The organism is Streptomyces sp. NPDC027672, from assembly GCF_055566335.1.
On sequence record NZ_JBVHSO010000010.1, the window covers coordinates 108,712 to 129,638 of the forward strand.

Below are 20,927 nucleotides of genomic sequence, written 5' to 3' on the forward strand. Positions count from 1 at the left end.
GGCATATTCCCGCACGAAGGAGTGCCCGTGGGGCATACTGTGCGACGCGCGCGCCGGGGAGTCGAACAGACGGGGAACGACGGCTCCGACCGTCCCGCGAACAGCGGCGCGCACCGCACGGCCCGGCTTCACCCCAAGGGCGCCGCCGGCCCGGCTCGTCCGCGCAGCCTCTCGCATCTGCCACAAGGTACCGGAGCGGTGCGTGACCGCGGGCCGTGACGAGTCACGCGAAGGACACAACCGGATATCGACGCTCCGTGACGCCGCTGTGCCACGATCCGTAACATCTTTGGCCAAAGCAAGGGCGGCAGACCGGCGGGACGAGCCGCCCGGGCCCGTCCCGCCCCGCGCTCACATGCGGCTCAGGCTCGCCGTCGCGTACAGCACGTCCCGGATCGCCCGGCGGTCGCCGTCCAGGCCCGCCGCCGCGTCCTCCGGGGCGACGTGTCCCGCCGCCAGCCGGCAGAACTCCACGCCGTCCAGCGCCACATGGGCCACCTCGAACTCCGCGGAGCCCACCGCCGCCGGCGAGTCCAGCGGGATCAGCCACTCGCCGCCGGCCTCGCCCTCGATCTCCAGCCGCAGGCTGCGGCCGGGCGCGCCGGCCGGAACCAGGTGCGGGGTCTGCCGGCCCGGCTCGGACAGGCCCGCGCGGCGGCGTTCGGCGAGCGCCGTCGGCAGCATGCGGGCCGCCAGGTCGATCATCCGGTGCAGATGCCGGGGCGCGGGCGGATCGTACGGATAGTGCACCGCCTGCGCGATGTCCTCGGCGTGCACCCAGCACTCGAAGGCGCGGTCCAGCATCGCGTCGTGCAGGGAAAGCGCGAAGTCGCCGTACGACACCGGGAGTCCGCCCGCGTGGCCGCCGGTGAACGACACCGTGCGCACCAGGCCGTGGCTCTGCTCCCGCCACAGTTCGCGCACCGACCGGGCCGGCGGACGCGGCGCGGCCCGCCAGCACGCCTCCGTACGGCCCGCCGGTCCCGGGGCGCCGGCGGGCTCGGCCAGCGGGTCCGCGAGGCCCAGCGCCACGGCGACCAGCCCGTCCACCGACAGCAGGTGCGCGATCACCCCGGCCACGGTCGTACGGCGGCTCGCCGGGGTGTCGGCCTCGAACCACCGCAGCCGCACCGGCGCCTGCCACTCCTCGTCCTCGAAGTCCTGGAGCAGCGCGTCCAGTCGCGCGGTCTCGGCGTCGTACGGCGCTGCCCAGCCGGGGACGGGTATGCGCGGCGGCCGGCGCTTCAGGCAGCTCCTCAGGACCCGGGTGCGCAGACCGGGGTCCAGGTCCAGGCTCTCCGGCTGGTGCAGCAGGCCGACCGCCTCGCGCAGCCGGCGGGCCTCGTCGGCGCACGGGCCGCAGTCGCCCAGGTGCTCCTCCACGGCCGCCGACTCCGCGGCCGAGCAGGCGGTCAGCGCCCAGGCGCCGAGCAGCGACTTCAGGACGTCGTGCGACAGGTCGGGCGGCACGGGCGCGGGGTCCCCCGGGTCGGCGAGGCCGGACAGTGACACCCCACTGTCCTCCACGGCAGCCCGGGGCGTGGGTACGCGCGGGGCGGTGGCGGGCCGGGGCCGGTCACGGCGGGCGGAGCGGCCGGGATCTCCGGGCCCGCCGGGACGGCCGGGTCCGTCGGGCCCGCCGGAGCCGCCGTGCGCGTTGCCGCCGGGGCCGTCCGGTGCGCCGCGCGGCCCGTCCCGCCGGGTGCCGTCCCCGGGCCCCCGGCCTCCCTCGTCCGCACGGCCGTCGGCGTACCCGTCGCCGGGCGACTCGGAACGGTCCGGCCCGTTCACACCGCACCCCGGTATCCCGGCGGGGTGCCGGCGTCATGGGCGGTGGACAGGAGCTGGAGGCCGAGGCGGAGCCGGCGGCGGGCCTCGTCCTCGGTGACGCCGAGGGCGGCCGCGGTCCGGCGGTAGTCGCGGCGCTGGTTGTAGGCGAGGTCCAGCGCGGCGCGCAGCGGGGCCGGCATGGAGTGGACGATGAAGTCGGCGCGGGCGGTGACGGAGGCGCGGCGGACCGTGCTCTCCAGTTCCTCGCGCCGCGGCCGTTCCCGTTCCTCCCGGTCCCGCAGCCGCTGCACGGCGACCCGCTGGGTGACGGCGGCCATCCAGGAGCGCAGCGTGCCCTGTGCCGGGTCGTAGCTGTCGGGGCGCTCCCACACATGGGCGAAGACGTCCCGGGTGACGGCGTCCGCGGCCCGCTCGTCGTCGAGCACCCGGTGGGCGAGGTGGTGCACGAGGGAGGCGAACCGGTCGTACAGTTCGCCGAGGGCGGCCGCCTCGCCGCGGGCGAGCCGTTGCTGCATCGTGCGGTCCCAGCGGGGCGGTGCGTGCTTTCCGGCCATGCGGTCCCCTCCCCTCACCGTGTCCGGCCCCGCCCAGCCTGGCGGCTCCGTCCTCTCGAATGTAGTCGGCAGGTCCGACCGCGCACGCCCCTTTGTGTCAATGTGCGCCCCTGGACGCGCCGCAGGTGATACTGCCCCCTTCACACAACCTGCACACGAGGCACGCACGTCTTTGATCAAACACGATCGATAGTGACTGAAAGGCGCCCCTTGTCGATCATCTGCCGTTTACCGTCCCGCGTTTCAGGGAACGGCCGGTGGGCAGCCGCGCGGAGGGAAACGTAGGAACTGCTTCCGTTTCCGGGCGGTTCCGGGAGATCCGGCGAGCGGAAGGCGTGGCCGTGGCATTCAAGGTGACCGGCGTCGAACAGGGCGCGTGGGCCGTGCTCCAGGTGTCCGGGGAACTGGACCTGATGACCGCGCCGGTGCTGCGCCAGCGCGTGCACGACGTCGTCGCCGAGGGCCACCACAGCCTCGTCGTGGACCTCTCGGACGTGTTCTTCTGCGATTCCAGCGGGGTCGGCGTCCTGATCGCCGCCCGCCGGCTGATCCGCTCCTGCCAGGGCCGGCTGCGGCTGATCCTGCCGGACCAGGGCGCCGTCGACGGCTCGCACGTCAACCGCGTCCTCGGCGCGCTCGGCGTGCGCCGGCTCTTCGACGTCCGCCCCGACCTCGACTCCGCGACCACGGACGAGGCGGGACCGCTGTCCGCCTGAGCCGGCGCACGACAGCGCGGCCCGGTCACCCCGTTCCCGCGGAATTCCCCCGGTCTTGGCACAGTCGCCGGTTTTCCGCCATTCGCCGGCCACCTTCGTCGTACGCTCCCGCCAGGTCCCGCGGAGCCTCACCTCCGGTGGACCGCACGTACGGCCCTCATCACGTAAGGCGGCCCCCACAGACATGGTCAGCACCGAGTACGAGCGCAGGATCGCCGCCCGGTTCGCCACCTTCGACCAGGACGGCAGCGGCTCCATCGACCGCGAGGACTTCAGCGCGGCGGCCAAGGCGCTGCTCGCCGAGTTCGCCGTGCCCGCCCGCTCCGCCAAGGGACAGGCGCTGTACGCCGGCGCGGAGGCGTTCTGGCAGGGCATGGCCGGGATCGCCGACCGGGACGGCGACCAGCGCATCACCCGCGCGGAGTTCGTCAGCGGCGCGGTCAAGCGGCTGAGCGACAGACCCGGCCGCTTCGCCGAGATCGCCCGGCCCTTCCTGCACGCGGCCCTGGCGGTCGCCGACACCGACGACGACGGCCGCGTCACCGTCCCGGACGCCGCCCGCGCGCTGCGCGCCCTGCGGGTGCCGGACCCGCTCGCCGAGACGAGCGCCGGCGCGCTCGACACCGACGGCGACGGGAAGATCGGGGAAACCGACGTCGTACCGGCCTTCGCCCGTTACTTCACGATGCCGGAGCAGCCCTGACCGCACGCGCCAGCCGGCCCGTCAGGCTCGCGGGCCGGCCTCCGGGCGCGGCCCCGGCTCAGGCGAAGACGACCGTCCGGCGGCCGTTCAGCAGGATGCGCCGCTCCGCGTGCCACTTGACGGCGCGCGCCAGCGCCTGGCACTCCACGTCGCGGCCGAGGGCGACGAGCTGGTCCGGCGTCACGCCGTGCCCGACCCGCTCGACCTCCTGCTCGATGATCGGCCCCTCGTCCAGGTCCGCGGTGACGTAGTGCGCCGTCGCGCCGATCAGCTTCACGCCCCGCGCGTGCGCCTGGTGGTACGGCTTCGCGCCCTTGAAGCTGGGCAGGAACGAGTGGTGGATGTTGATGATCCGGCCGCTGAGCCGCTTGCACAGGTCGTCCGAGAGGACCTGCATGTAGCGGGCGAGGACGACCAGTTCGACCTGCTCCTCGCGCACGATCTCCAGCAGCTTCCCCTCGGCCTCGGACTTGGTGTCCTTGGTGACCGGGAGGTGGTGGAAGGGAATGTTGTACGAACCCACCAGTTCCTGGAAGTCGGTGTGATTGGAGACCACGCCGACGATGTCCACCGGGAGCGCGCCGATCCGCGCCCGGAACAGCAGGTCGTTCAGGCAGTGCCCGAACTTGCTGACCATGAGCAGGATGCGCATCCGCTGGTCGGCCCGGTTGAGCTGCCAGTCCATGTGGAAGGAGTCGCCGACCGCGGCGAAACTGGCCCGCAGCTTCTCCACCGTCACCGGCGCCTCGGCCGAGAAGTGGACGCGCATGAAGAACAGTCCCGTGTCGTGGTCGCCGAACTGCTGGCTGTCCTCGATGTTGCAGCCGGTCATGAACAGATAGCTCGACACGGCGTGCACGATGCCCTGCTTGTCCGGGCAGGAGAGCGTCAGGACGTACTGGTCGGCCGGCGCGGCGGCGGAGGAGGCGGACTGATCGGTCATGCACTACAGGGTCCCATACCGGCCACCCCGCGCGGGTCCGCTAGGCGGACCGCGTCAGGATGCGCAGCATCTCCAGGCTCTGCGGCGGCGCGTCCGGATCGTCGCCGTCGCTCGCCGCGAGCCGCAGGTGCGCGTCCCGCGCCGCCCGGACCGCGTCCGGCCAGCCCGAGTGCTCCAGATACGCGGAGACCGGCGCGTCCGGGCCGACCTGGTGCATGATCCGCAGCACCCGCAGCACGGCGGTGTCGACGAGCGCCGCCTCCTGCGAGTCCCGGAAGATGGTGCCGACGTACTTCTCCGCCGACCAGTTGTCCAGCCAGGTGTCCTCCACCAGCCGGTACACGGCGTCCGTCACGTCGCCGTAGCCGTCGACGCCGGCCAGCCAGACGTCCCGCTGGAACACCGGGTCGGAGAGCATGTGCAGCGCCGAGCGCACGTTGCTGCGCCAGCGCCACCACGGCATGTCGTTCAGGGGCATGCCGCCCATGGTGGAGGAGCGACGGCCGCGACGGGAAGAGTTCTCCGAACCTTGCACGGTCACCGATCGTACGTTCCCCGGCCTCCGGCCCTCGCCGGACCCCGTAATTCACCGTGATGTCACCCGTCGTTGCGCGTGGGTCACTTCCCGGTTAGCGGTGTGAGGGAATCGTGTGGGCCCATGACCGGCAGGCGACGCACCAGCCCTCTTCCCGCCCTCCCCCGCCCCGTCCGGGCCGCCGCCCTCGCCCTGGGCGCCACGGCCCTGTGCGCGTCGCTCACCGCCGCGTGCGGGATCGTCCCCGGTGCCACGGGGGGCTCCGGGGACGATCCGGTCAGGGTGATGACCTGGGCCCCGCAGGACACCGACGCCACCAACAAGCCCGGCATGCCCGCGATGGCCCTCGCCTACGCCCGGTGGGTCAACGCCCACGGCGGGGTCCACGGCCACAGGCTCGAGGTCCTGACCTGCAACGACCACAACGACAGCGTCGGCGCCGCGAAGTGCGCGAAGCGTGCCGCGGCCGAGGACGTGGTCGCGGTCGTCGGCTCCTACAGCCAGTTCGGCGACTCCTTCCTGGCCCCGCTGGAAGGCGCCGGCATCCCCTACATAGGCGGCTACGGCGTCACCAACGACGAGTTCACCGGCACCATGTCCTACCCGGTCAACGGCGGCCAGCCCGCCCTTCTGGCCGGTCTCGGCAAGGCCCTCGCGGCGAACTGCGGCGGCATCGCCCTGGTCCGCCCCGACAGCATCGCCGGCGACCAGCTCCCCGCGCTGCTCGACTCGGGCCTGAAGGCCGGCGGGCACCCGGACGCCCGGGACCAGCTCGCCGCCGAGGACGCCACCGAGTACGGCGACCAGGCCGAGCGGGCGCTGCGCTCGGCCACCAAGGGCGCGGCCGGGGAGGGCTGTGTGGTGCCCGCGCTCGGCGACCGCACGGACACCTTCATGGACTCCTTCCGGCGCTCCCGCCAGGACTTCCCGGAGGTGCGCACGGCGACCGTGCTCGGCAGCGTCGACCAGACGGTGATCAACGCCACCGGCGGGGCGTCCGGGCCGTACGAGGGGTCGTACATCACCGGCTGGTACCCGGCCGCCTCCGATCCGCGCTGGGACCCCATGAAGAAGGTGATCAACGAGGAGGCGTTCGACGACGACCGCATCGATCCCGCGGACGCCGGGGTGCAGACCACGTGGATCGCCTACACCGTGCTCAGGGCCGTGCTGGAGCGGATCGGCGACGGCGAGGTGAGCGCCGACACCGTGCGGCACACCCTCAACGACGGGCTGCGGGTCTCCACCGGCGGCCTCACCCCGCCCCTGCGCTGGCCCTACGACGGCGAGCTGGCCTCGGTCGGCTTCCCGCGGCTGGTCAACGCCGACGTCACCCTCCAGGTGGTCCGGGACGGCAAGCTGGTCGCGGCCGGGCAGGACGGCGGCCGGAACGGGGTCGCCGACATGACCTCGGTGCTGGCGCACGCGGACGTGCCCTGACGGGCCCCGGTGCCGGGGCCCGCCGCGGCCGTCAGAGCTGGGTGGGCTGGCGCTGGGTGAGGCCGTACTGCTTGGCGATCGCGTTCCACAGCGGCGCCGCCTTCGCCTTCTGCTGGCTCGCGGTGCCGCTGTCGCGGTTGCCGGCCTGCGTCTCGCCGGTGGTCCGGGCGTGCCCCTTGTGGCAGCCCTTGTGCCCCTTGGCCTGGTCGGCCCAGGCCGCGTAGTGGTTGTCGGCCGCGGCCGACGCCTGCCAGGCCTTGGTCAGGGCGTCCCGCAGGTGCCCCTGGGCGTGCAGCTTGTCCGTGGAGAGCCGGTTGAGCCGGGTGACGAGCTGACCGCGCTGCCTGGCCGCGTCCCGCAGGCTGGCGGCGGCCTGGTCGAGGTTGTCGCAGCCGCGCACGTCGGACACCGCCTGGATGACCGAGGCCCGGCTGCTGCCGCTGTCCGCGAGCAGCTTGTCCAGCGCCACCGCCTGCTCCCGGGCGGGATCGACGGTGGGCGAGGCGGAGGGCTGGGCGGCCGGGGAGGTGGCGGCGACCGTCTGGTCGGCGTCCTGGGTGTCGTCCTTGCCGCCGCCGGTGCTCAGCAGCGCGCCGACGCCCACCCCGACCACGATCAGACCCACACCGACGGCGGCGATCAGCGGCACCCGGGACCGGCCGCCGCGCCGGCCGCCGCCGTCGTGGCCCGGCTCCGCGTCGTACGCCGCCGGAGCCGGCCGGTACGACGCCGGTGCCGCGCCGGGATAGGCGTCCGGCTGCTCGACGCGCGGGAGCTGCTGGGTGGAGCCGGCCGGGCCGTCGTCGCCCGCCGGGCCACCGCGGAAGAGGTTGTCGAACTCGGCGGGCGGCTGCCGGTCGCCGCCCTGCGCCTGGGCGGCGTAGGGCGGGATGTACTGCGTGGCCTCCGCGTCGGCGGGCGCGGGCGCCTGCGGACGGGGCGCCCGGCCGAGGTAGCGGGTCTCGTCGCCGCCCGGCTGCGGCGGCAGCGCGCCGGCCGCCATCGGCGGGATGTACTGCGTGGCCTCCGCGTCCCCGGGGCCCGCGGGCCCGGCGGGGACCGGCGGGAGGTACTGAGTGGCGCCCTCGGCCGGCACGGGCGGCAGGTACTGGGTGGCGCCCTCGGCGGCGGCCGGGCCGGTGCCCGCCCCGGGAACCGGCGGGAGGTACTGGGTCGCGGCGTCGGCCGGCGGCGGCAGCGGGGCACCGGCGTTGGGGTACGCGCCGGGCGCGGCGGGCGGCAGCGGCGCCGCGGACTGCCCGGGGTACGGCTGCTGGTGCTCCGGTATCTGCTGGTACTGCGGCTGCTGGTGCTGCTGGTACGGGTCCGGCGTGCCGTACCCGGACTGCTGGGCCGCACCGGGGCCGGGCTGTCCGGCGTAGGAACCGGTCCGGCCGTCGTAGCCGGGAGCCTGGCCGTCGTAGGAGGAGGTCTGGCCGTTGTAGCCAGACGTCTGACCGTCGTAGCCACCGGGTGCCTGGCCGTCGTAACCGGGGGTCTGGCCGCCGTACGACGGGGCCGGGGCGCCCTCCGGGGGCAGGGGGCCGGGGCCCGCCGCGGGGCGGGGCTGCTGGTCGTGGCCGGTCCACTGCGGGGCCGCCGCCGGGGGCCAGCCCTGACCGGGCTGGGGCGCCTGCTGCCCGGAGCCCCAGGAACCGTCCCAGGTCTGCCCGCCGGCCGGGGCGGCGGGCGCGGGCGGCGCGGTCGTGCCCGGCAGCAGGGGCTCGCCTCCGTCGGAGGGCAGCACGATGCCTTCGCGCGCGGGCCGCGCCGAGGGCTCCTCGCCCTGTCCACTCTGCGTCACCGGGACTCCTACCAATGGGGGACCTTGTGAAATCGTCGGCTCACGCTACCGGGTCCCCGGAGCCGGGTGCCACGCAGCTCAAAACGTGATCTTGCCCGTGCTCCGCCGGGCGGCGTCAGCGGTGACGGATCCGCCCCGCGAGGCGCTGTTCACGGCACCCGGCGCACACCGGGTGCCGTCCGCCGCGCCCCGGGACGGGTGTCACGCGGCCTGCTGGAGTTCCAGGCGCGCCCCGAACTCCCGTACCACCGCCTCCTCCCGGAAGGGCTCCAGACGCTGCTGGAGGTCGTCCAGGTACTCGGCGCCGCGGTTGGAGCGCAGCGTCTCCAGCAGCTCCACCGCCTTCATACCGGTGTGGCACGCCTGCTCGACCTCGCGCTGCTGCACCTGGGCGGTGGCGAGCAGCACATAGCCGATGGCGCGCCGGCGGGCCCGTGACCGGGCATGACCGGCCAGCGCCTGCTCGGCATACCGGGCCGCCTGCTCGGGCTGCCCGAGGTCGCGGTGGCAGTGCGCCAGCTCGTCGGCGAGATACGCCTCGTCGAAGTGCGCGATCCACACCGGGTCGTCCCCGGCGGCTCCGTCCGCGCGCTCCATCGCCGCGACCGCCCGGCCGCCCGCCGCCTGGGCCGCGCGCGCGTCCCCGAGCAGGGCGTGCCCGCGCGCCTCGGCGGCGTGGAAGAGCGCTTCCGCGCGCGGCGGCACATGCCCGCGCGCCCCTTCCTGCGCGGCCCGCGCCAGTTGGGCGATCTCCCGCGGGTTCCCGAGCTGTGCGGCGAGGTGGCTCATGGAGGCGGCGAGGACGTAACCGCCGTAGCCGCGGTCGCCGGCGGCCTGTGCGAGCCGCAGCGACTGGATGTAGTACCGCTGGGCGAGGCCCGGCTGACCGGTGTCCACGGCCATGTACCCGGCCAGCTCGGTCAGCCGGGCGACCGTGCCGAAGAGTTCCCGGCCCACCGCCTCCCGGTACGAGCCCGCGAGCAGCCCCGAGACCACGCTGTTGAGGTAGTGCACGAGGACCGGGCGCACATGCCCGCTGCCGTACTGGTGGTCCAGATCCACCAGCGCCTGGGTCATGGACCGTACGGCGGCCACGTCGGACTGGCCCACGCGCGGGCCGGCCTGCCGGGCCACCTGGGCGTCCGGCGCCGAGATCAGCCAGTCACGGCTGGGCTCGACCAGCGCGGAAGCGGCCACGGAGGAGCCGGACAGGAAGTCCCGGCGCCCCACGTCGCTGCGCCACAGCTCGCAGACCTGCTCGATGGCGCCCAGGACCGTCGGCGAGAACTGCAGGCCGACGCCCGAGGCGAGGTTCTTGCCGTTGGCCATGCCGATCTCGTCGATCGTGACCGCACGGCCCAGCTTGCGCCCGAGCGCCTCGGCGATGATCGCCGGTGCCCGGCCCCGGGGCTGCTGGCCGCGCAGCCAGCGGGCCACGGACGTCTTGTCGTAGCGCAGGTCGAGGCCGTGCTCGGCGCCGCACATGTTGACCCGCCGGGCCAGCCCGGCGTTCGAGCACCCCGCTTCCTGGATGAGTGCCTGCAGCCGTTCGTTCGGCTGCCTCGCCACGAGAGGCCTTGCGGCCATTGCTTACCCCCTGCGGTGCGGTCTCCTGGAGCGTTGCGATCCTCCGGAGCGTGAAGTTCCGGCCGAGACGATCCGTTCGGCTCGATCACTGCCCACCTGACATACCGTCAATGCACGACATGTGCGGTTTGCCGGGGTAACGGCGGATGCCCACCCCAGCCCTGGCTACCCAGCACACGCCCCGCTTCCTCCCGCGCGCCCCCGGACATGCCTCCATGCGCCCCGAGCGGCGAATCGATGCTCCTCCCCCGCGCGCGCCGCGGCCGTAACCCCGGATGGGTGCGGGAGTTGAGTGGGGCGTGGAAGAGACGATCGCGGACGCCCAGCACCCTCACTTTTCCGGTCAGATTCCGCAGCAGCGCGGGGAATCCCTGCTGGAGGCCGCCGTACGCTACGCCGAGGAGCGGCACTGGGACGTGTTCGCGGGCACCTGGCTGGAAGACGCCGACGGGACGCAGCGCTGCTCGTGCGGTGACCCCTCCTGCCGCGCGCCGGGGGCGCACCCCGCGCGCCCCGACTGGACCACCCAGGCGACCGGCAGCGCGACCGCCGTGCGCCGGATGTGGCAGAAGCAGCCGACGGCCTCGGTCCTGCTGCCGACGGGGCGCACGTTCGACGCGCTGTCCGTCCCGGAGAGCGCCGGGTTCCTGGCGATGGCCCGGATGGAACGGATGCGGCGCACGCTCGGACCGGTCACGCTGGCCCCGGACCGGCGGATGCAGTTCTTCGTCCTGCCGGGAGCGTCGGCGAAGCTGGCGGACCTGGTGCGGGGGCAGGGGTGGTCGCCGGCGGCACTGGATCTGGTGGCACTGGGCGAGGGCGCGTACGTGGCCGCGCCGCCCACCCGGTTCGGGTCCCGGGGCGCCGTGCAGTGGGCCTGCCGGCCGACCCCGGAGAACCGCTGGCTGCCGGACGCGGAGGAACTGATCTCACCCCTGGCCTACGCCTGCGGCCGGGACCGGTAGCGGTCGCCGCGCCGTCCGCGGACGCTCGCCGGCGTGGTGCCCCACGCTCCCCTCGGGGACACGGGGCACCACGCACGTACCAGCCGCGGGCAACGCCTCACGGCCCGGGCACCACCACGAGGCCGGGCAACAGCTCAGCCCCCGCGCAACACCTCAGCCCCCGGGCAGCACCTCAGCCCCCGGGCAACAGCTCAGACCTCGGGCAGCGCCTCAGCCCTTGGGCAGCGCGTCGAGAAACGGCGCCACGGCCTCCCGCCAGGCCGCCGGCAGACCGTAGTGCGCGAGATGGCCCGCGTCCGGGACCTCCGCGTACTCGCCCCGCGGCAGCACCCGCACCATCTCCTGCGCCTCCGCCCGCCCCAGCTCGCCGTCCACGCCCCGCACCACCAGCGCCGGGCAGCGCACCTGGGCCAGCTCGTCCCAGTGGGCGTCGTACACCCAGGTCTCGCGGGAGCTGAGCATCTGCTCCGGATCGAACACCGGCCGCCAGCCGTCCTCGCCCTCGTGCATCACCTCGGCGTAGAACGCGCCGCGTGCCGGGTCGGGCCGCTCCACCCGCGGGTCGTCCTCGCCGAACCACTTGCGGACCTCGGCCGGGTCGGCGAAGGGCACGGGCCAGGAGCCGAACCACTCGGCCCACTCGCGCTGCGAGGCCGCGCCGAGCGCGGAGGCCCGCATGTCGCAGATGACCAGGCCGCGCACCAGGTCCGGGCGTCTGGCGGCGAGCTGCCAGGCGGTCAGCGCGCCCATGGCGTGGCCGATCAGGACGACCGGGGCGAGACCGAGCTGTTCGACGGCGGCCTCGGCGTCCGCGACGTACGCCTCGCGGGTGTACGCCTGCGGGCCGGGCTTCTCGCTGCGGCCGTGGCCGCGCTGGTCGAGCGCTATCGCGCGGTGGCGTCCGGCGAGCCAGCGGGCGGTGGCCGCCCAGTGCGAGGCGCGGCCCATCAGACCGTGCAGTAACAGCACGCCCGGAGCGCCGGACTCCGCCGTGGCCCCGGACGCCTCGGCGCCGGGCCCCGACCGCGGTCCGGGCTCCGCCTGCGCTTCCGGCTCCCGCTCCGGCTCCGGCTCCGGCTCCGGGGGATCGGTGAATTCCCAGGCGGCCAGGCGCACCCCGCCCGCTCCCGTCACATCGATACGCCGTGCCATCGGCCTGGCACCCCCAGCTCCGCCTGTCGCCGTCCAGTCGCCTCAGGTTATCGAATACCTATTCGAAAGATCCGTCTCCGCGGACAACACCCCTCATTTGAGTGACACCCGTCGGTGAATGATCGCCGCACCGGAGGGGATCTCTTCTGCGGGAGGCGGACCGCTCGGGGAAAAGCCGGTCCGAAGGGAATGACCTTGAGAGCTCGGGGCTCCGGGTCAGCACGGGGGAGGGCAAGGCCCCGGCGCCCAGTGCGCCGGGGCCCTCACCTCGTCTCAGCGCTTGGCGACGAACACGTGCGAGGCGACGTCCGCCTCCAGTTCGGCGGCCTCGCCGCCGCTGCCCACCAGCACTCCGCCGGGCGACTCGGTCACGCTCACCACCGAGCCGGGCTGCACGCCCGCCCGGCGCAGCGTGTACATCAGCTGCGCGTCCGTCTGGATCGGCTCGCCGATCCGGCGGACGACGACCGTCTTGCCGTCCGCGCCCGCGTCCAGGTCGGCCAGCGACACCATGCCCTCGTCCAGGAACGGGTCCGCCCCGTCCTTCTCGCCCAGCTCCTCCAGGCCCGGGATGGGGTTGCCGTACGGCGACTCGGTGGGGTGCCGCAGCAGCTCCAGCACGCGCCGCTCCACGGCCTCGCTCATCACGTGCTCCCAGCGGCACGCCTCCGCGTGCACCTGCTCCCACTCCAGCCCGATCACGTCGACGAGCAGACACTCGGCCAGACGGTGCTTGCGCATCACGCGCGTCGCCAGCCGGCGTCCCTCCTCCGTCAGCTCCAGGTGCCGGTCGCTGGCCACGGACACCAGACCGTCGCGCTCCATACGCGCCACCGTCTGGCTCACCGTCGGCCCGCTCTGGTCCAGCCGCTCCGCGATGCGGGCGCGCATGGGGACTACGCCTTCCTCTTCGAGTTCGAGGATGGTGCGGAGATACATCTCCGTGGTGTCGATCAGTCCGGACATACGTGCCCCTCGATTACCTCTGCCGGCAGCCTCGCGCGTGCGCTGGCCCTGACACCAATTCTGCCGGATCCCACTGACAAGCGGGCGGCGCCGGGGAAACCACGACGTGGTGGAGGGTACGCGCGGTGACGGCGGTGCGCGGGCCGGCACCGCCGGGCGCGCGGCGCGACGCCCGGCCGGGCGCACGTGGCCGGAACGCGCCCACCGACTCCGGACCGGCCTCCCGCCCCAGGCGCACGTTTTCAGCCACAACGCCCGCGCCCAGGCGTCCCCCTGACGGTCGTGACCCGGCGCGACCGTGCCCTCCGGCCGTATTGACACCGCACTGGTCCAGACCGCACCGTGATCCGCGACACAGACGCTGCGAAGGGGCACCGCATGAGCGACGGCACGGCTGCCGACCTGTTCTTCGACGCCGCCATCGGCCTGCTGCAACGGGTCCGCGACGAGGAGGCCGGAGCGATCACCGCCGCCGGCGCCCTGCTCGCCGACACCGTCGCGGCCGGCGGCCGCCTGTTCGCCTTCGGCGCCGGGCACTCCTCGCTGGCCGCCCAGGACGTCGTCTACCGCGCGGGCGGCCTGGCCCTGATGAACCTGCTCGCCGTCCCCGGCGTCGTCGGCGTCGACGTCACCCCGGCCACCCTCGGCTCCGCCCTCGAACGCGTCGACGGCCTCGCCAGCGCCGTCCTGGACACCTCACCGGTCCGCGCCGGCGACGCCCTCGTGATCATCTCCCTGTCCGGCCGCAACGCCCTGCCGGTGGAGATGGCCCAGAGCGCCCGCGCCCGGGGGCTGCGGGTCATCGGGGTGACCTCGGTGGCGTACGCCGCGCAGACCACCTCCCGGCACGGCTCGGGGACCTTCCTCAAGGACCACTGCGACCTCGTCCTCGACTCCAAGATCGCGGTCGGCGACGCGGAACTCACCCTGGACACCATCCCGGCGCCCTTCGCGCCCGCCTCCACGGTCGTCACCACCGCCCTGATGCAGGCCGTCATGGCCACCGCCGCGGCCGCCCTCGCCGACCGCGGCATCGAGCCGCCCCTGCTGCGCAGCGGCAACGTCGACGGCGGCCACGAGTGGAACGGCCGGGTGATGGCGGAGTACGGCGACCGCATCTTCTACCGCCGCTGACCCCACCGGACACCGCCGCCGACCCACCCGGACACCGCCGCTGCCCCACCGGGAACCCGCCGACCGCACCCGGAACCCGGGAACCCGGCGGGCTCCCCTCGCCGGACCCCTCCACGAGCGCCTTCAGCGGGCCGCTCCCCCGGCCGCCTCCCGCAGCACGTCCGCCAGGTCCAGGGCCGTCGCGATCCGTACGGCTACGTCCTCCGCGTACGCCGTGTCGGACCGCTCGAAACGGCTGCGGCCGGCCGCGCGCAGGAAGGTCACCACGCCCAGCGTCCGTCCCCGGCTGCGCAGCACCGTGCACAGCGCGTACACCGCGTCGGCGGGCCACTGCCGCTCCAGCGCCCACTCCCGCGCCCGCTCGGCCGGCACCGTCCCGGCGTCCGCGCGCACCGACCCGGTCCGCTGCACGCACTGCACCGCCGGATGGCCGTCGCCGTAGCGCACCGGCAGCCCGGCCGCGCCCGTGAGCAGGCTCGGCCCCGGCGCCCCGGCGGGCGTGGTGGCCAGCCGTACCAGCCGGACCGGCTCCCCGGACCCGTCGCCCTCCGCGCGCGCCGGGCCCGTCACCCGGTCGACCAGCCCGTGGTCGGCGAACCCGGCGAGGGCGAAGTCCAGGTGGACGACGGCCGCCTCCACCGGGTCGTCGCACTCGGCGGCGGCCCGGGCCGCGCGGTGCAACTGGTTCGACCGGAACCGCAGCAGGGACGCCTCCTGCCGGTCCTGTCTGTCCTCGGTGACGTCCTGGAACAGCCAGCCCACGCCGAGCGGCACCGGCTCCTCCGCCAGCGGCGAGGCCAGCCGCAGGAACCCGCTCCGCCAGCAGCGCCGCCGCTCGCCCTCCGCGGTCCGCACGGCCACCCACATCTCGGCGGGCGCCGGCGGCGCGCCCTCGGCCAGGACGTGCGTCAGCGCGGCCTCCAGCTCCTCCGCGCCCTGCGCGAGCAGTTCGCCCAGCGGCCGGCCCAGCGCCGACGTCCGCCCGACGCCCAGCGCCCGCGCCGCGTAGGCGTTCACGACGGCGGGCCGCAGATCGGCGTCGACGAGCACGACACCCCAGGCCGCGTCCTCGAACAGGGCCTCGCTCAGCGCGATCGACCGCTCCAGGTCGATCTGCGCGTGCACCTCGCTGAACGCGCAGTACACCCCGGCGGGCTTGCCGTCGGGCCCGCGCACGGCGGCCGACTGGGTGCGCACGAGCACCCGCCCGCCGTCCTTGGTCACCAGCGCGAACTCGTGCACCTGCCGGCCCGGCGCGTGCATCGCCGCCATCAGCCGGGCCTGCACCTCCTCGGCGTCGGCGCTGCGCACCGCCCACCCGGCGAACCCGTGCCGCCCGACGGCCTCGGCGGCCGTCCATCCGAGGATCCGCTCGGCCTCCCGGTTCCAGTGCGTGACGACCCCGTCCGCGTCGAACGCGCACAACGCCGCGTCCATGCCGTCGAGCAGGGCGGCGAGCAGATCGGAACCCGGCTCGCCGGGCTCGTCCGGCCCCAGCTCGTCCGTGGCCCCACTCCGCCGCGAAGCACTCACCTGGACCCCCTGAAAACTGCGTCCGCGTCCACACATACGGCGCTCGGTTCGCCACCGTCCTTCATTCAACTGGAACGTGACCCAGCCCACACCCTGTTCCCGTAAGAAAAAAGAGTTGAGCGGCTCGCGGACGCTTCCTAGTCTGTCGGTACACGAGAAGGGAGGTGGTTCGGCAGATGTATGAGAACCGGACGCGTGAGGTGGCTGCGGGCTAGCGGCCCGTCACCACGGCATGTGCGGTGCCGGACCCGTGCGCGATCACCGCGTGCAGCCGGCCCAATCCCATAGCAGTCACCCGACCCGCGGGCTGCCGGTACGTCCGGCCGGCTCCTCTTTCGAGGGACCCAGCCCGCGGGTCGTCTGCGTTGTCGCCCGGGGGGTCAGGGGCTGAGGCGTTCGATCCGCCAGGTGCCGTCCGGCCGGGCGGTGTAGCGCAGGCGGTCGTGGAGGCGGTTGGCGCGGCCCTGCCAGAACTCGATCGTCTCCGGGGCGATGCGGAAACCGCCCCAGTGCGGCGGTACCGGAACCTTCTCGTCGTCCGGGTAGCGGGCCTCGAGTGCGGCGTAGGCCGTGTCGAGTTCGGTGCGGGAGGCGATCACCGTGGACTGGGCGCTGGCCCAGGCGCCCAGCTGGGAGCCGTGCGGGCGGGTGCGGAAGTAGGCGGCGGTCTCGTCGCGGCCGGTGCGCCGGGCGGTGCCGGTGACGATGACCTGGCGGGCCAGCGGGTGCCACGGGAAGAGCAGCGCGACGTGCGGGTTCTCCGTGAGGTCGCGGGCCTTGCGGGAGCCGTAGTTGGTGTAGAAGACGAAGCCCTCGGTGTCGTACTGCTTCATCAGGACCGTGCGGGAGCTGGGGCGGCCCGCCGCGTCGGCCGTGGAGACGACCATCGCGTTGGGTTCGTAGAGCGTGCCGTGCAGGGCCGCCCGGGCGGCATCCTCGAACCAGCGGGCGAACTGGTCCATCGGATGCGTGGCGAGGTCTTCTTCGGCGAGGCCGTCGGCCCGGTACTGCTTGCGCATGGCGGCGGGGTCGAGGACGGGGTCCGGAAGCGGGTCGCGGTCGGTCACGCGGTCATCTTGCCGTATCGAACGGGTATGGCACTGGGTGTCGTGTGGTCTCCCCAAGCGTGGCACCGGGCGCTATCGTGCTGCTCCCTTTGCGGTCGGGTTGACCACGGGTGACCACCGGCGGGCCGGGGCATCACCGGGGTGACCGCCGCCCACAGCTACGAGGAGCCGCCTGATGTCCGATTTCGTACCCGGACTCGAAGGGGTCGTCGCGTTCGAGACGGAGATCGCCGAACCGGACAAGGAGGGCGGCGCCCTCCGCTACCGGGGCGTCGACATCGAGGACCTGGTCGGACAGGTGTCGTTCGGGAACGTGTGGGGCCTGCTGGTCGACGGCGCCTTCAACCCCGGTCTGCCGCCCGCCGAGCCGTTCCCGATCCCGGTGCACTCCGGTGACATCCGCGTCGACGTGCAGTCGGCGCTGGCCATGCTCGCCCCCGTGTGGGGGCTGCGGCCCCTGCTCGACATCGACGAGCGGCGGGCCCGCGACGACCTGGCGCGGGCCGCCGTCATGGCCCTGTCGTACGTCGCCCAGTCCGCGCGCGGGCAGGGGCTGCCGATGGTGCCGCAGCGCGAGATCGACAAGGCGAACTCGGTGGTGGAACGGTTCATGATCCGCTGGCGCGGGGAGCCGGACCCCAAGCACGTGGCGGCCGTGGACGCCTACTGGACGTCCGCCGCCGAGCACGGGATGAACGCCTCGACCTTCACGGCCCGGGTCATCGCCTCCACGGGCGCGGACGTCGCCGCGGCACTGTCGGGCGCGGTCGGCGCGATGTCGGGTCCGCTGCACGGCGGTGCGCCGTCGCGGGTGCTCGGGATGATCGAGGAGATCGAGCGCACGGGTGACGCGGAGGCATACGTGCGGCAGGCGCTGGACCGCGGTGAGCGGCTGATGGGCTTCGGGCACCGGGTGTACCGGGCCGAGGACCCGCGGGCCCGGGTGCTGCGGCGGACGGCGCGGGAGCTGGGCGCGCCGCGGTTCGAGGTGGCGGAGGCGCTGGAGAAGGCGGCGCTGGAGGAGCTGCACAGCCGGCGGCCCGACCGGGTGCTGGCGACCAACGTCGAGTTCTGGGCGGCGATCGTGCTGGACTTCGCCGAGGTTCCGGCGCACATGTTCACGTCGATGTTCACGTGCGCGCGGACGGCCGGGTGGTCGGCGCACATCCTGGAGCAGAAGCGGACGGGGCGGCTGGTGCGGCCGTCGGCGCGGTACATGGGGCCGGGTCCGCGGCGGCCCGAGGACATCGAGGGGTACCCGGACATCGCCCGCTGAGCGGGGCGTCCGGAGCGGAGGAGCACCCGGGGCCCGGGGGCGGGCGCGCGGGCGGGCGGGCCGTGGTGGCTCGCCCGGTTCCCCGCGCCCCGGAGAGCCCCTCGGGGTGCACTCCCAGGGGAGCGGCCCTCCGGGCCCGGCGGTCACGCCGGTGTCAGCAGGTCTCCGTGGTGCCGCCGGGCGACCAGCGGGTGGGCCCTCAGCTTGCCCTTGAGTTCGTTGTAGCCGTACTCGGCGTACAGCGGGTTCGCCGGGTCGTCGGTGATGCCGGGGGCCCGGGAGGCGTGCGGGAAGGGCAGGGGCTCGATCCTGGCGTCCAGACGGGGGTTGTAGAAGAACGGGACCGAGTAGCGCTCGGTGGCGCCGGGCGGGCTGACGACGCGGTGGTTGGTGGCGAGGAGGTAGCCGTCGGTGGCCACTTCCAGGAGTTCGCCGAGGTTGACGACGAAGGCGCCCTCGACCGGCGGTACGTCGTGGAAGCGGCCGTCCTCGCGCTGGACCTGGAGACCGCCGACGGTGTCCTGGAGGAGCAGGGTGAGGAAGCCGTAGTCCTTGTGGGCGCCCACGCCCTGGCCGGTGCCGTCGGCCGCGCTGCCGGGGTAGCGGACGAGTTTGAGGTGCGGGTGGGCGTGGTCGCCGAAGACCGGGTCGTAGAAGCCGGCGGGGGCGCCGATCGCGGTCAGCAGCTCGCGCAGCAGGCGGTGGGCGACCGCGCTGAGCCGGTCGATCCAGGCGAGGGCGGCGGTGCGCAGTCCGGGCAGGGCGGCGGGCCACTGGTTGGGGCCCTGGAGCCACCAGTAGGGGGGTTCGCCGGGGCCGGGGATCCGGGCGGGGCGTTCGGCGCCGATGTCGAGCTGGTCGCGCCAGTCGCGGGCGCCGGCGGTGCGTTCGTCGCCGGTGCGGGTGTAGCCGCGGAAGTGCGGGGAGTTGACGTTGTCGAGCGCGAGCCGGTCGGCCTCGGGGAGGGCGAAGAAGGCGCGCATGGCGGTGAGCAGCGCCTCGGTCTCGGCCGGGGTCACGCCGTGTCCGACGAGCTGGAAGAAGCCGACGTCGTGGGCGGCGCTGTGCAGCCGGGCGTGGAGCAGGGCGCGGTCCCGGGGGCCGCGGCCGGCGGCCGAGAGGTCGATGATCGGGAGCTGGTCGTACGACGGCGCTGTGTGCGTGGTCATGGGTGCGTCCGCGGGGTCTACGGGGCACGGGTGGCCGCCGGAGGGTGTGGGCGGCCCCCGGTGCCGGAAAAAGGGAAGAAAAAGGGAGATGCAGGGGGCTGGTCAGGCGGCGAGGCGCGGACAGCCCATGCTCGTGACGCGCACGTAGTCCACGTGGCGGCGGCGGACGAGCATCGGAAGCATGGGCCAAGGGTAACGCGCCGGGTGCCGGTCCCGGCCGGGCGGCCACGTGGTCGCGGACGGCTCAGTCCAGGACCTGGCCCAGCAGGTCCGCCCACTGGGCGACGACCCGTTCGCGGCGGGCGGTGTCGTCGGTGAGGAGGTTGGCGAGGCCCAGGCCGCGGGCCATGTCGAGGAGCCCTTGGACGGTCTCGCGGACGCCGGGGCGGGACTCGTCGGCGCCGAGCAGGTCGACGGCGATGCGGTGGGTCTCGCGGCCGACGCGGGCCTCCAGTTCGGTGACGCGCGGGCGCAGTTGTTCCTCATTCGAGGCGGCGACCCACAGGTGCAGGGCGGCGCGGAAGAGGGGGCCGGTGTAGAGGTCGACGAGGGCGGCGACGACGGCCCGGCGGTCGGCGGGGCCGTCCGGGAACAGGGCCCGCAGCGCGAGGGAGCGTTCCTCGGAGACGTACTCGACGGCCGCGGTGAAGAGGTCCTCGCGGGTCGGGAAGTGGTGCTGGGCGGCGCCCCGGGAGACGCCGGCGCGTTCGGCGACGACGGCGACCGTGGAGCCCGCCCAGCCGTGTGCGGCGAGGCAGGCCACGGCGGCCTCCAGGAGCCGCTGCCGGGTGGCCCGGCTGCGGTCCTGCTTGGGAACGCGCTCGCGTTCGGTCGTACTCACACCACCCATGCCGCATCACGTCTTTCCAGGAAGGCCGTTATCCCCTCCCGGGCCTCGCCGGAGGAGAACAGCCGGGCCGTGAGCGCGGTCAGTTCCGCCGCGTCCCGGTCGAATGTCTCCAGCACCCTAGCCGTGAGCAGCCGTTTCGTCTCGGCCAGGGCCTCGGGCGCGGAACGGCGCAGGCCGTCCAGGACGGGGGCGAGGGCGGTGTCGACGTCGTCGGCGGTCATGGTCAGCAGGCCCAGGCGCACGGCCTCGGCCGCGTCGAAGCGTTCGCCGGTGAGGCAGTACCGGGCGAGGGCGCGGGGGTCGGCGCGCGGGAGCACCGCGAGGGAGATCACGGCGGGGGCGACTCCGAGGCGTACCTCGGTGAAGGCGAAGCCGGCCGTGCGGGAGGCCGCGGCGATGTCGCAGGCGGCGAGCAGGCCGAGGCCGCCGGCGCGGACCTGGCCGGTGACCCGGGCGACGACCGGTCTGGGCAGCTCCACGAGCTGCCGCAGCAGCGCCACCAGGGCGGCCGGATCGGGCGGGTCGCGCAGGTCGGCGCCGGCGCAGAACGTCGTACCGGTGTGGGTGAGGACCACGGCGCGGACGTCCGGGTCCCCGGCGCAGTCGGCCAGGGCTCCGGAGAGTTCCGCGACGAGGGCGGCGGACAGGGCGTTGCGGGTCCCGGTGGCGTCCAGGCTGAGGGTGTGGACGCCCCGCGCGCGGGTGCGGGTGACGAGGTCGGTCATGGGTGCTCCCTGAGCTG

At 74.4% G+C, this 20,927-nt stretch carries 19 protein-coding genes; 6 read left to right on the forward strand and 13 right to left on the reverse strand.

All coding sequences use genetic code 11. The features are described from left to right. Window positions 1–351: 351 nt before the first annotated feature. Both ACZ4SV_RS24205 and ACZ4SV_RS24210 read right to left on the reverse strand, forming a co-directional pair. Window positions 352–1,527, reverse strand: coding sequence for a maleylpyruvate isomerase N-terminal domain-containing protein (locus tag ACZ4SV_RS24205; RefSeq protein WP_468006369.1), 1,176 nt, complete (start codon window positions 1,525–1,527; stop codon window positions 352–354). Window positions 1,528–1,787: 260 nt separating this feature from the next. Then, window positions 1,788–2,345: an RNA polymerase sigma factor gene (locus ACZ4SV_RS24210; protein ID WP_397937711.1), complete on the reverse strand. Its 558-nt coding sequence runs from the start codon at window positions 2,343–2,345 to the stop codon at window positions 1,788–1,790. A gap of 335 nt (window positions 2,346–2,680) precedes the next feature. On the opposite strand from ACZ4SV_RS24210, the gene ACZ4SV_RS24215 reads away from it, so the two are divergent. Next, on the forward strand, window positions 2,681–3,061 hold the full coding sequence (locus tag ACZ4SV_RS24215) for an STAS domain-containing protein (RefSeq protein ID WP_365872474.1): 381 nt from the start codon (window positions 2,681–2,683) through the stop codon (window positions 3,059–3,061). A 184-nt stretch (window positions 3,062–3,245) separates the two neighbouring features. Then, window positions 3,246–3,764 carry an EF-hand domain-containing protein gene (locus ACZ4SV_RS24220; RefSeq protein WP_468006370.1) on the forward strand — a complete coding sequence of 173 codons (519 nt, stop codon included), beginning with the start codon at window positions 3,246–3,248 and terminating at the stop codon, window positions 3,762–3,764. Window positions 3,765–3,822: 58 nt separating this feature from the next. Here ACZ4SV_RS24220 and purU read toward each other — a convergent pair whose 3' ends face one another. Further along, a complete protein-coding gene (purU, locus tag ACZ4SV_RS24225) occupies window positions 3,823–4,707 on the reverse strand; it encodes a formyltetrahydrofolate deformylase (protein ID WP_365872470.1) in 885 nt (294 codons plus the stop codon). A 40-nt stretch (window positions 4,708–4,747) separates the two neighbouring features. After that, window positions 4,748–5,248, reverse strand: coding sequence for an SCO4402 family protein (locus tag ACZ4SV_RS24230; protein WP_365876262.1), 501 nt, complete (start codon window positions 5,246–5,248; stop codon window positions 4,748–4,750). 117 nt (window positions 5,249–5,365) lie between these two features. On the opposite strand from ACZ4SV_RS24230, the gene ACZ4SV_RS24235 reads away from it, so the two are divergent. Continuing rightward, complete coding sequence (locus ACZ4SV_RS24235; RefSeq protein ID WP_468006371.1) at window positions 5,366–6,682, forward strand: ABC transporter substrate-binding protein; 1,317 nt, start codon at window positions 5,366–5,368, stop codon at window positions 6,680–6,682. A gap of 31 nt (window positions 6,683–6,713) precedes the next feature. On the opposite strand, the gene ACZ4SV_RS24240 is transcribed toward ACZ4SV_RS24235, so the two are convergent. Together ACZ4SV_RS24240 and ACZ4SV_RS24245 are read right to left on the reverse strand one after the other, a co-directional pair. Further along, window positions 6,714–8,486, reverse strand: a complete 1,773-nt coding sequence (locus tag ACZ4SV_RS24240) for a hypothetical protein (RefSeq protein WP_468006372.1) — start codon at window positions 8,484–8,486, stop codon at window positions 6,714–6,716. A gap of 201 nt (window positions 8,487–8,687) precedes the next feature. Beyond that, window positions 8,688–10,073 (reverse strand): transcriptional regulator, encoded by a 1,386-nt coding sequence (locus ACZ4SV_RS24245; RefSeq protein ID WP_365876256.1) that lies wholly within the window; start codon window positions 10,071–10,073, stop codon window positions 8,688–8,690. A 299-nt stretch (window positions 10,074–10,372) separates the two neighbouring features. Here ACZ4SV_RS24245 and ACZ4SV_RS24250 point away from each other — a divergent pair, with 299 nt between their 5' ends. Continuing rightward, a complete protein-coding gene (locus ACZ4SV_RS24250; RefSeq protein ID WP_468006373.1) occupies window positions 10,373–11,038 on the forward strand; it encodes a bifunctional DNA primase/polymerase in 666 nt (221 codons plus the stop codon). Window positions 11,039–11,248: 210 nt separating this feature from the next. Here ACZ4SV_RS24250 and ACZ4SV_RS24255 read toward each other — a convergent pair whose 3' ends face one another. Beyond that, window positions 11,249–12,190, reverse strand: coding sequence for an alpha/beta fold hydrolase (locus ACZ4SV_RS24255; RefSeq protein ID WP_468006374.1), 942 nt, complete (start codon window positions 12,188–12,190; stop codon window positions 11,249–11,251). A gap of 273 nt (window positions 12,191–12,463) precedes the next feature. Continuing rightward, on the reverse strand, window positions 12,464–13,156 hold the full coding sequence (locus ACZ4SV_RS24260) for a metal-dependent transcriptional regulator (protein WP_030734521.1): 693 nt from the start codon (window positions 13,154–13,156) through the stop codon (window positions 12,464–12,466). Between the two features lie 378 nt (window positions 13,157–13,534). Here ACZ4SV_RS24260 and ACZ4SV_RS24265 point away from each other — a divergent pair, with 378 nt between their 5' ends. After that, window positions 13,535–14,290 (forward strand): SIS domain-containing protein, encoded by a 756-nt coding sequence (locus tag ACZ4SV_RS24265; protein WP_365876250.1) that lies wholly within the window; start codon window positions 13,535–13,537, stop codon window positions 14,288–14,290. Window positions 14,291–14,413: 123 nt separating this feature from the next. On the opposite strand, the gene ACZ4SV_RS24270 is transcribed toward ACZ4SV_RS24265, so the two are convergent. Continuing rightward, complete coding sequence (locus ACZ4SV_RS24270) at window positions 14,414–15,823, reverse strand: PAS domain-containing protein (protein WP_468006375.1); 1,410 nt, start codon at window positions 15,821–15,823, stop codon at window positions 14,414–14,416. A gap of 380 nt (window positions 15,824–16,203) precedes the next feature. Then, window positions 16,204–16,890: a pyridoxamine 5'-phosphate oxidase gene (gene pdxH, locus ACZ4SV_RS24275; protein WP_468006376.1), complete on the reverse strand. Its 687-nt coding sequence runs from the start codon at window positions 16,888–16,890 to the stop codon at window positions 16,204–16,206. A 175-nt stretch (window positions 16,891–17,065) separates the two neighbouring features. Between pdxH and ACZ4SV_RS24280 the strand changes: the two genes are divergently transcribed. After that, window positions 17,066–18,166, forward strand: coding sequence for a citrate synthase 2 (locus tag ACZ4SV_RS24280; protein WP_365876244.1), 1,101 nt, complete (start codon window positions 17,066–17,068; stop codon window positions 18,164–18,166). A 143-nt stretch (window positions 18,167–18,309) separates the two neighbouring features. Here ACZ4SV_RS24280 and ACZ4SV_RS24285 read toward each other — a convergent pair whose 3' ends face one another. The 3 genes from ACZ4SV_RS24285 to ACZ4SV_RS24295 all read right to left on the reverse strand — a co-directional run bounded on the left by ACZ4SV_RS24285 (window position 18,310) and on the right by ACZ4SV_RS24295 (window position 20,910). After that, complete coding sequence (locus ACZ4SV_RS24285) at window positions 18,310–19,335, reverse strand: isopenicillin N synthase family dioxygenase (protein WP_365876242.1); 1,026 nt, start codon at window positions 19,333–19,335, stop codon at window positions 18,310–18,312. A 244-nt stretch (window positions 19,336–19,579) separates the two neighbouring features. Next, window positions 19,580–20,185, reverse strand: coding sequence for a TetR/AcrR family transcriptional regulator (locus tag ACZ4SV_RS24290; RefSeq protein ID WP_365876240.1), 606 nt, complete (start codon window positions 20,183–20,185; stop codon window positions 19,580–19,582). Next, window positions 20,173–20,910 carry an enoyl-CoA hydratase family protein gene (locus tag ACZ4SV_RS24295; RefSeq protein ID WP_397937694.1) on the reverse strand — a complete coding sequence of 246 codons (738 nt, stop codon included), beginning with the start codon at window positions 20,908–20,910 and terminating at the stop codon, window positions 20,173–20,175. The genes ACZ4SV_RS24290 and ACZ4SV_RS24295 overlap by 13 nt, the downstream gene beginning before the upstream one ends. Window positions 20,911–20,927: the final 17 nt, after the last annotated feature.

Coding starts and splice junctions, on each gene's coding strand:
- ACZ4SV_RS24265 (WP_365876250.1), top strand. CDS start 13,535: ATGAGCGACGGCACGGCTGCCGACCTGTTCTTCGACGCCGCCATCGGC.
- ACZ4SV_RS24220 (WP_468006370.1), top strand. CDS start 3,246: ATGGTCAGCACCGAGTACGAGCGCAGGATCGCCGCCCGGTTCGCCACC.
- ACZ4SV_RS24285 (WP_365876242.1), bottom strand. CDS start 19,335: ATGACCACGCACACAGCGCCGTCGTACGACCAGCTCCCGATCATCGAC.
- ACZ4SV_RS24255 (WP_468006374.1), bottom strand. CDS start 12,190: ATGGCACGGCGTATCGATGTGACGGGAGCGGGCGGGGTGCGCCTGGCC.
- ACZ4SV_RS24245 (WP_365876256.1), bottom strand. CDS start 10,073: ATGGCCGCAAGGCCTCTCGTGGCGAGGCAGCCGAACGAACGGCTGCAG.
- purU (WP_365872470.1), bottom strand. CDS start 4,707: ATGACCGATCAGTCCGCCTCCTCCGCCGCCGCGCCGGCCGACCAGTAC.
- ACZ4SV_RS24210 (WP_397937711.1), bottom strand. CDS start 2,345: ATGGCCGGAAAGCACGCACCGCCCCGCTGGGACCGCACGATGCAGCAA.
- ACZ4SV_RS24290 (WP_365876240.1), bottom strand. CDS start 20,185: ATGGGTGGTGTGAGTACGACCGAACGCGAGCGCGTTCCCAAGCAGGAC.
- ACZ4SV_RS24280 (WP_365876244.1), top strand. CDS start 17,066: ATGTCCGATTTCGTACCCGGACTCGAAGGGGTCGTCGCGTTCGAGACG.
- ACZ4SV_RS24295 (WP_397937694.1), bottom strand. CDS start 20,910: ATGACCGACCTCGTCACCCGCACCCGCGCGCGGGGCGTCCACACCCTC.
- ACZ4SV_RS24235 (WP_468006371.1), top strand. CDS start 5,366: ATGACCGGCAGGCGACGCACCAGCCCTCTTCCCGCCCTCCCCCGCCCC.
- ACZ4SV_RS24260 (WP_030734521.1), bottom strand. CDS start 13,156: ATGTCCGGACTGATCGACACCACGGAGATGTATCTCCGCACCATCCTC.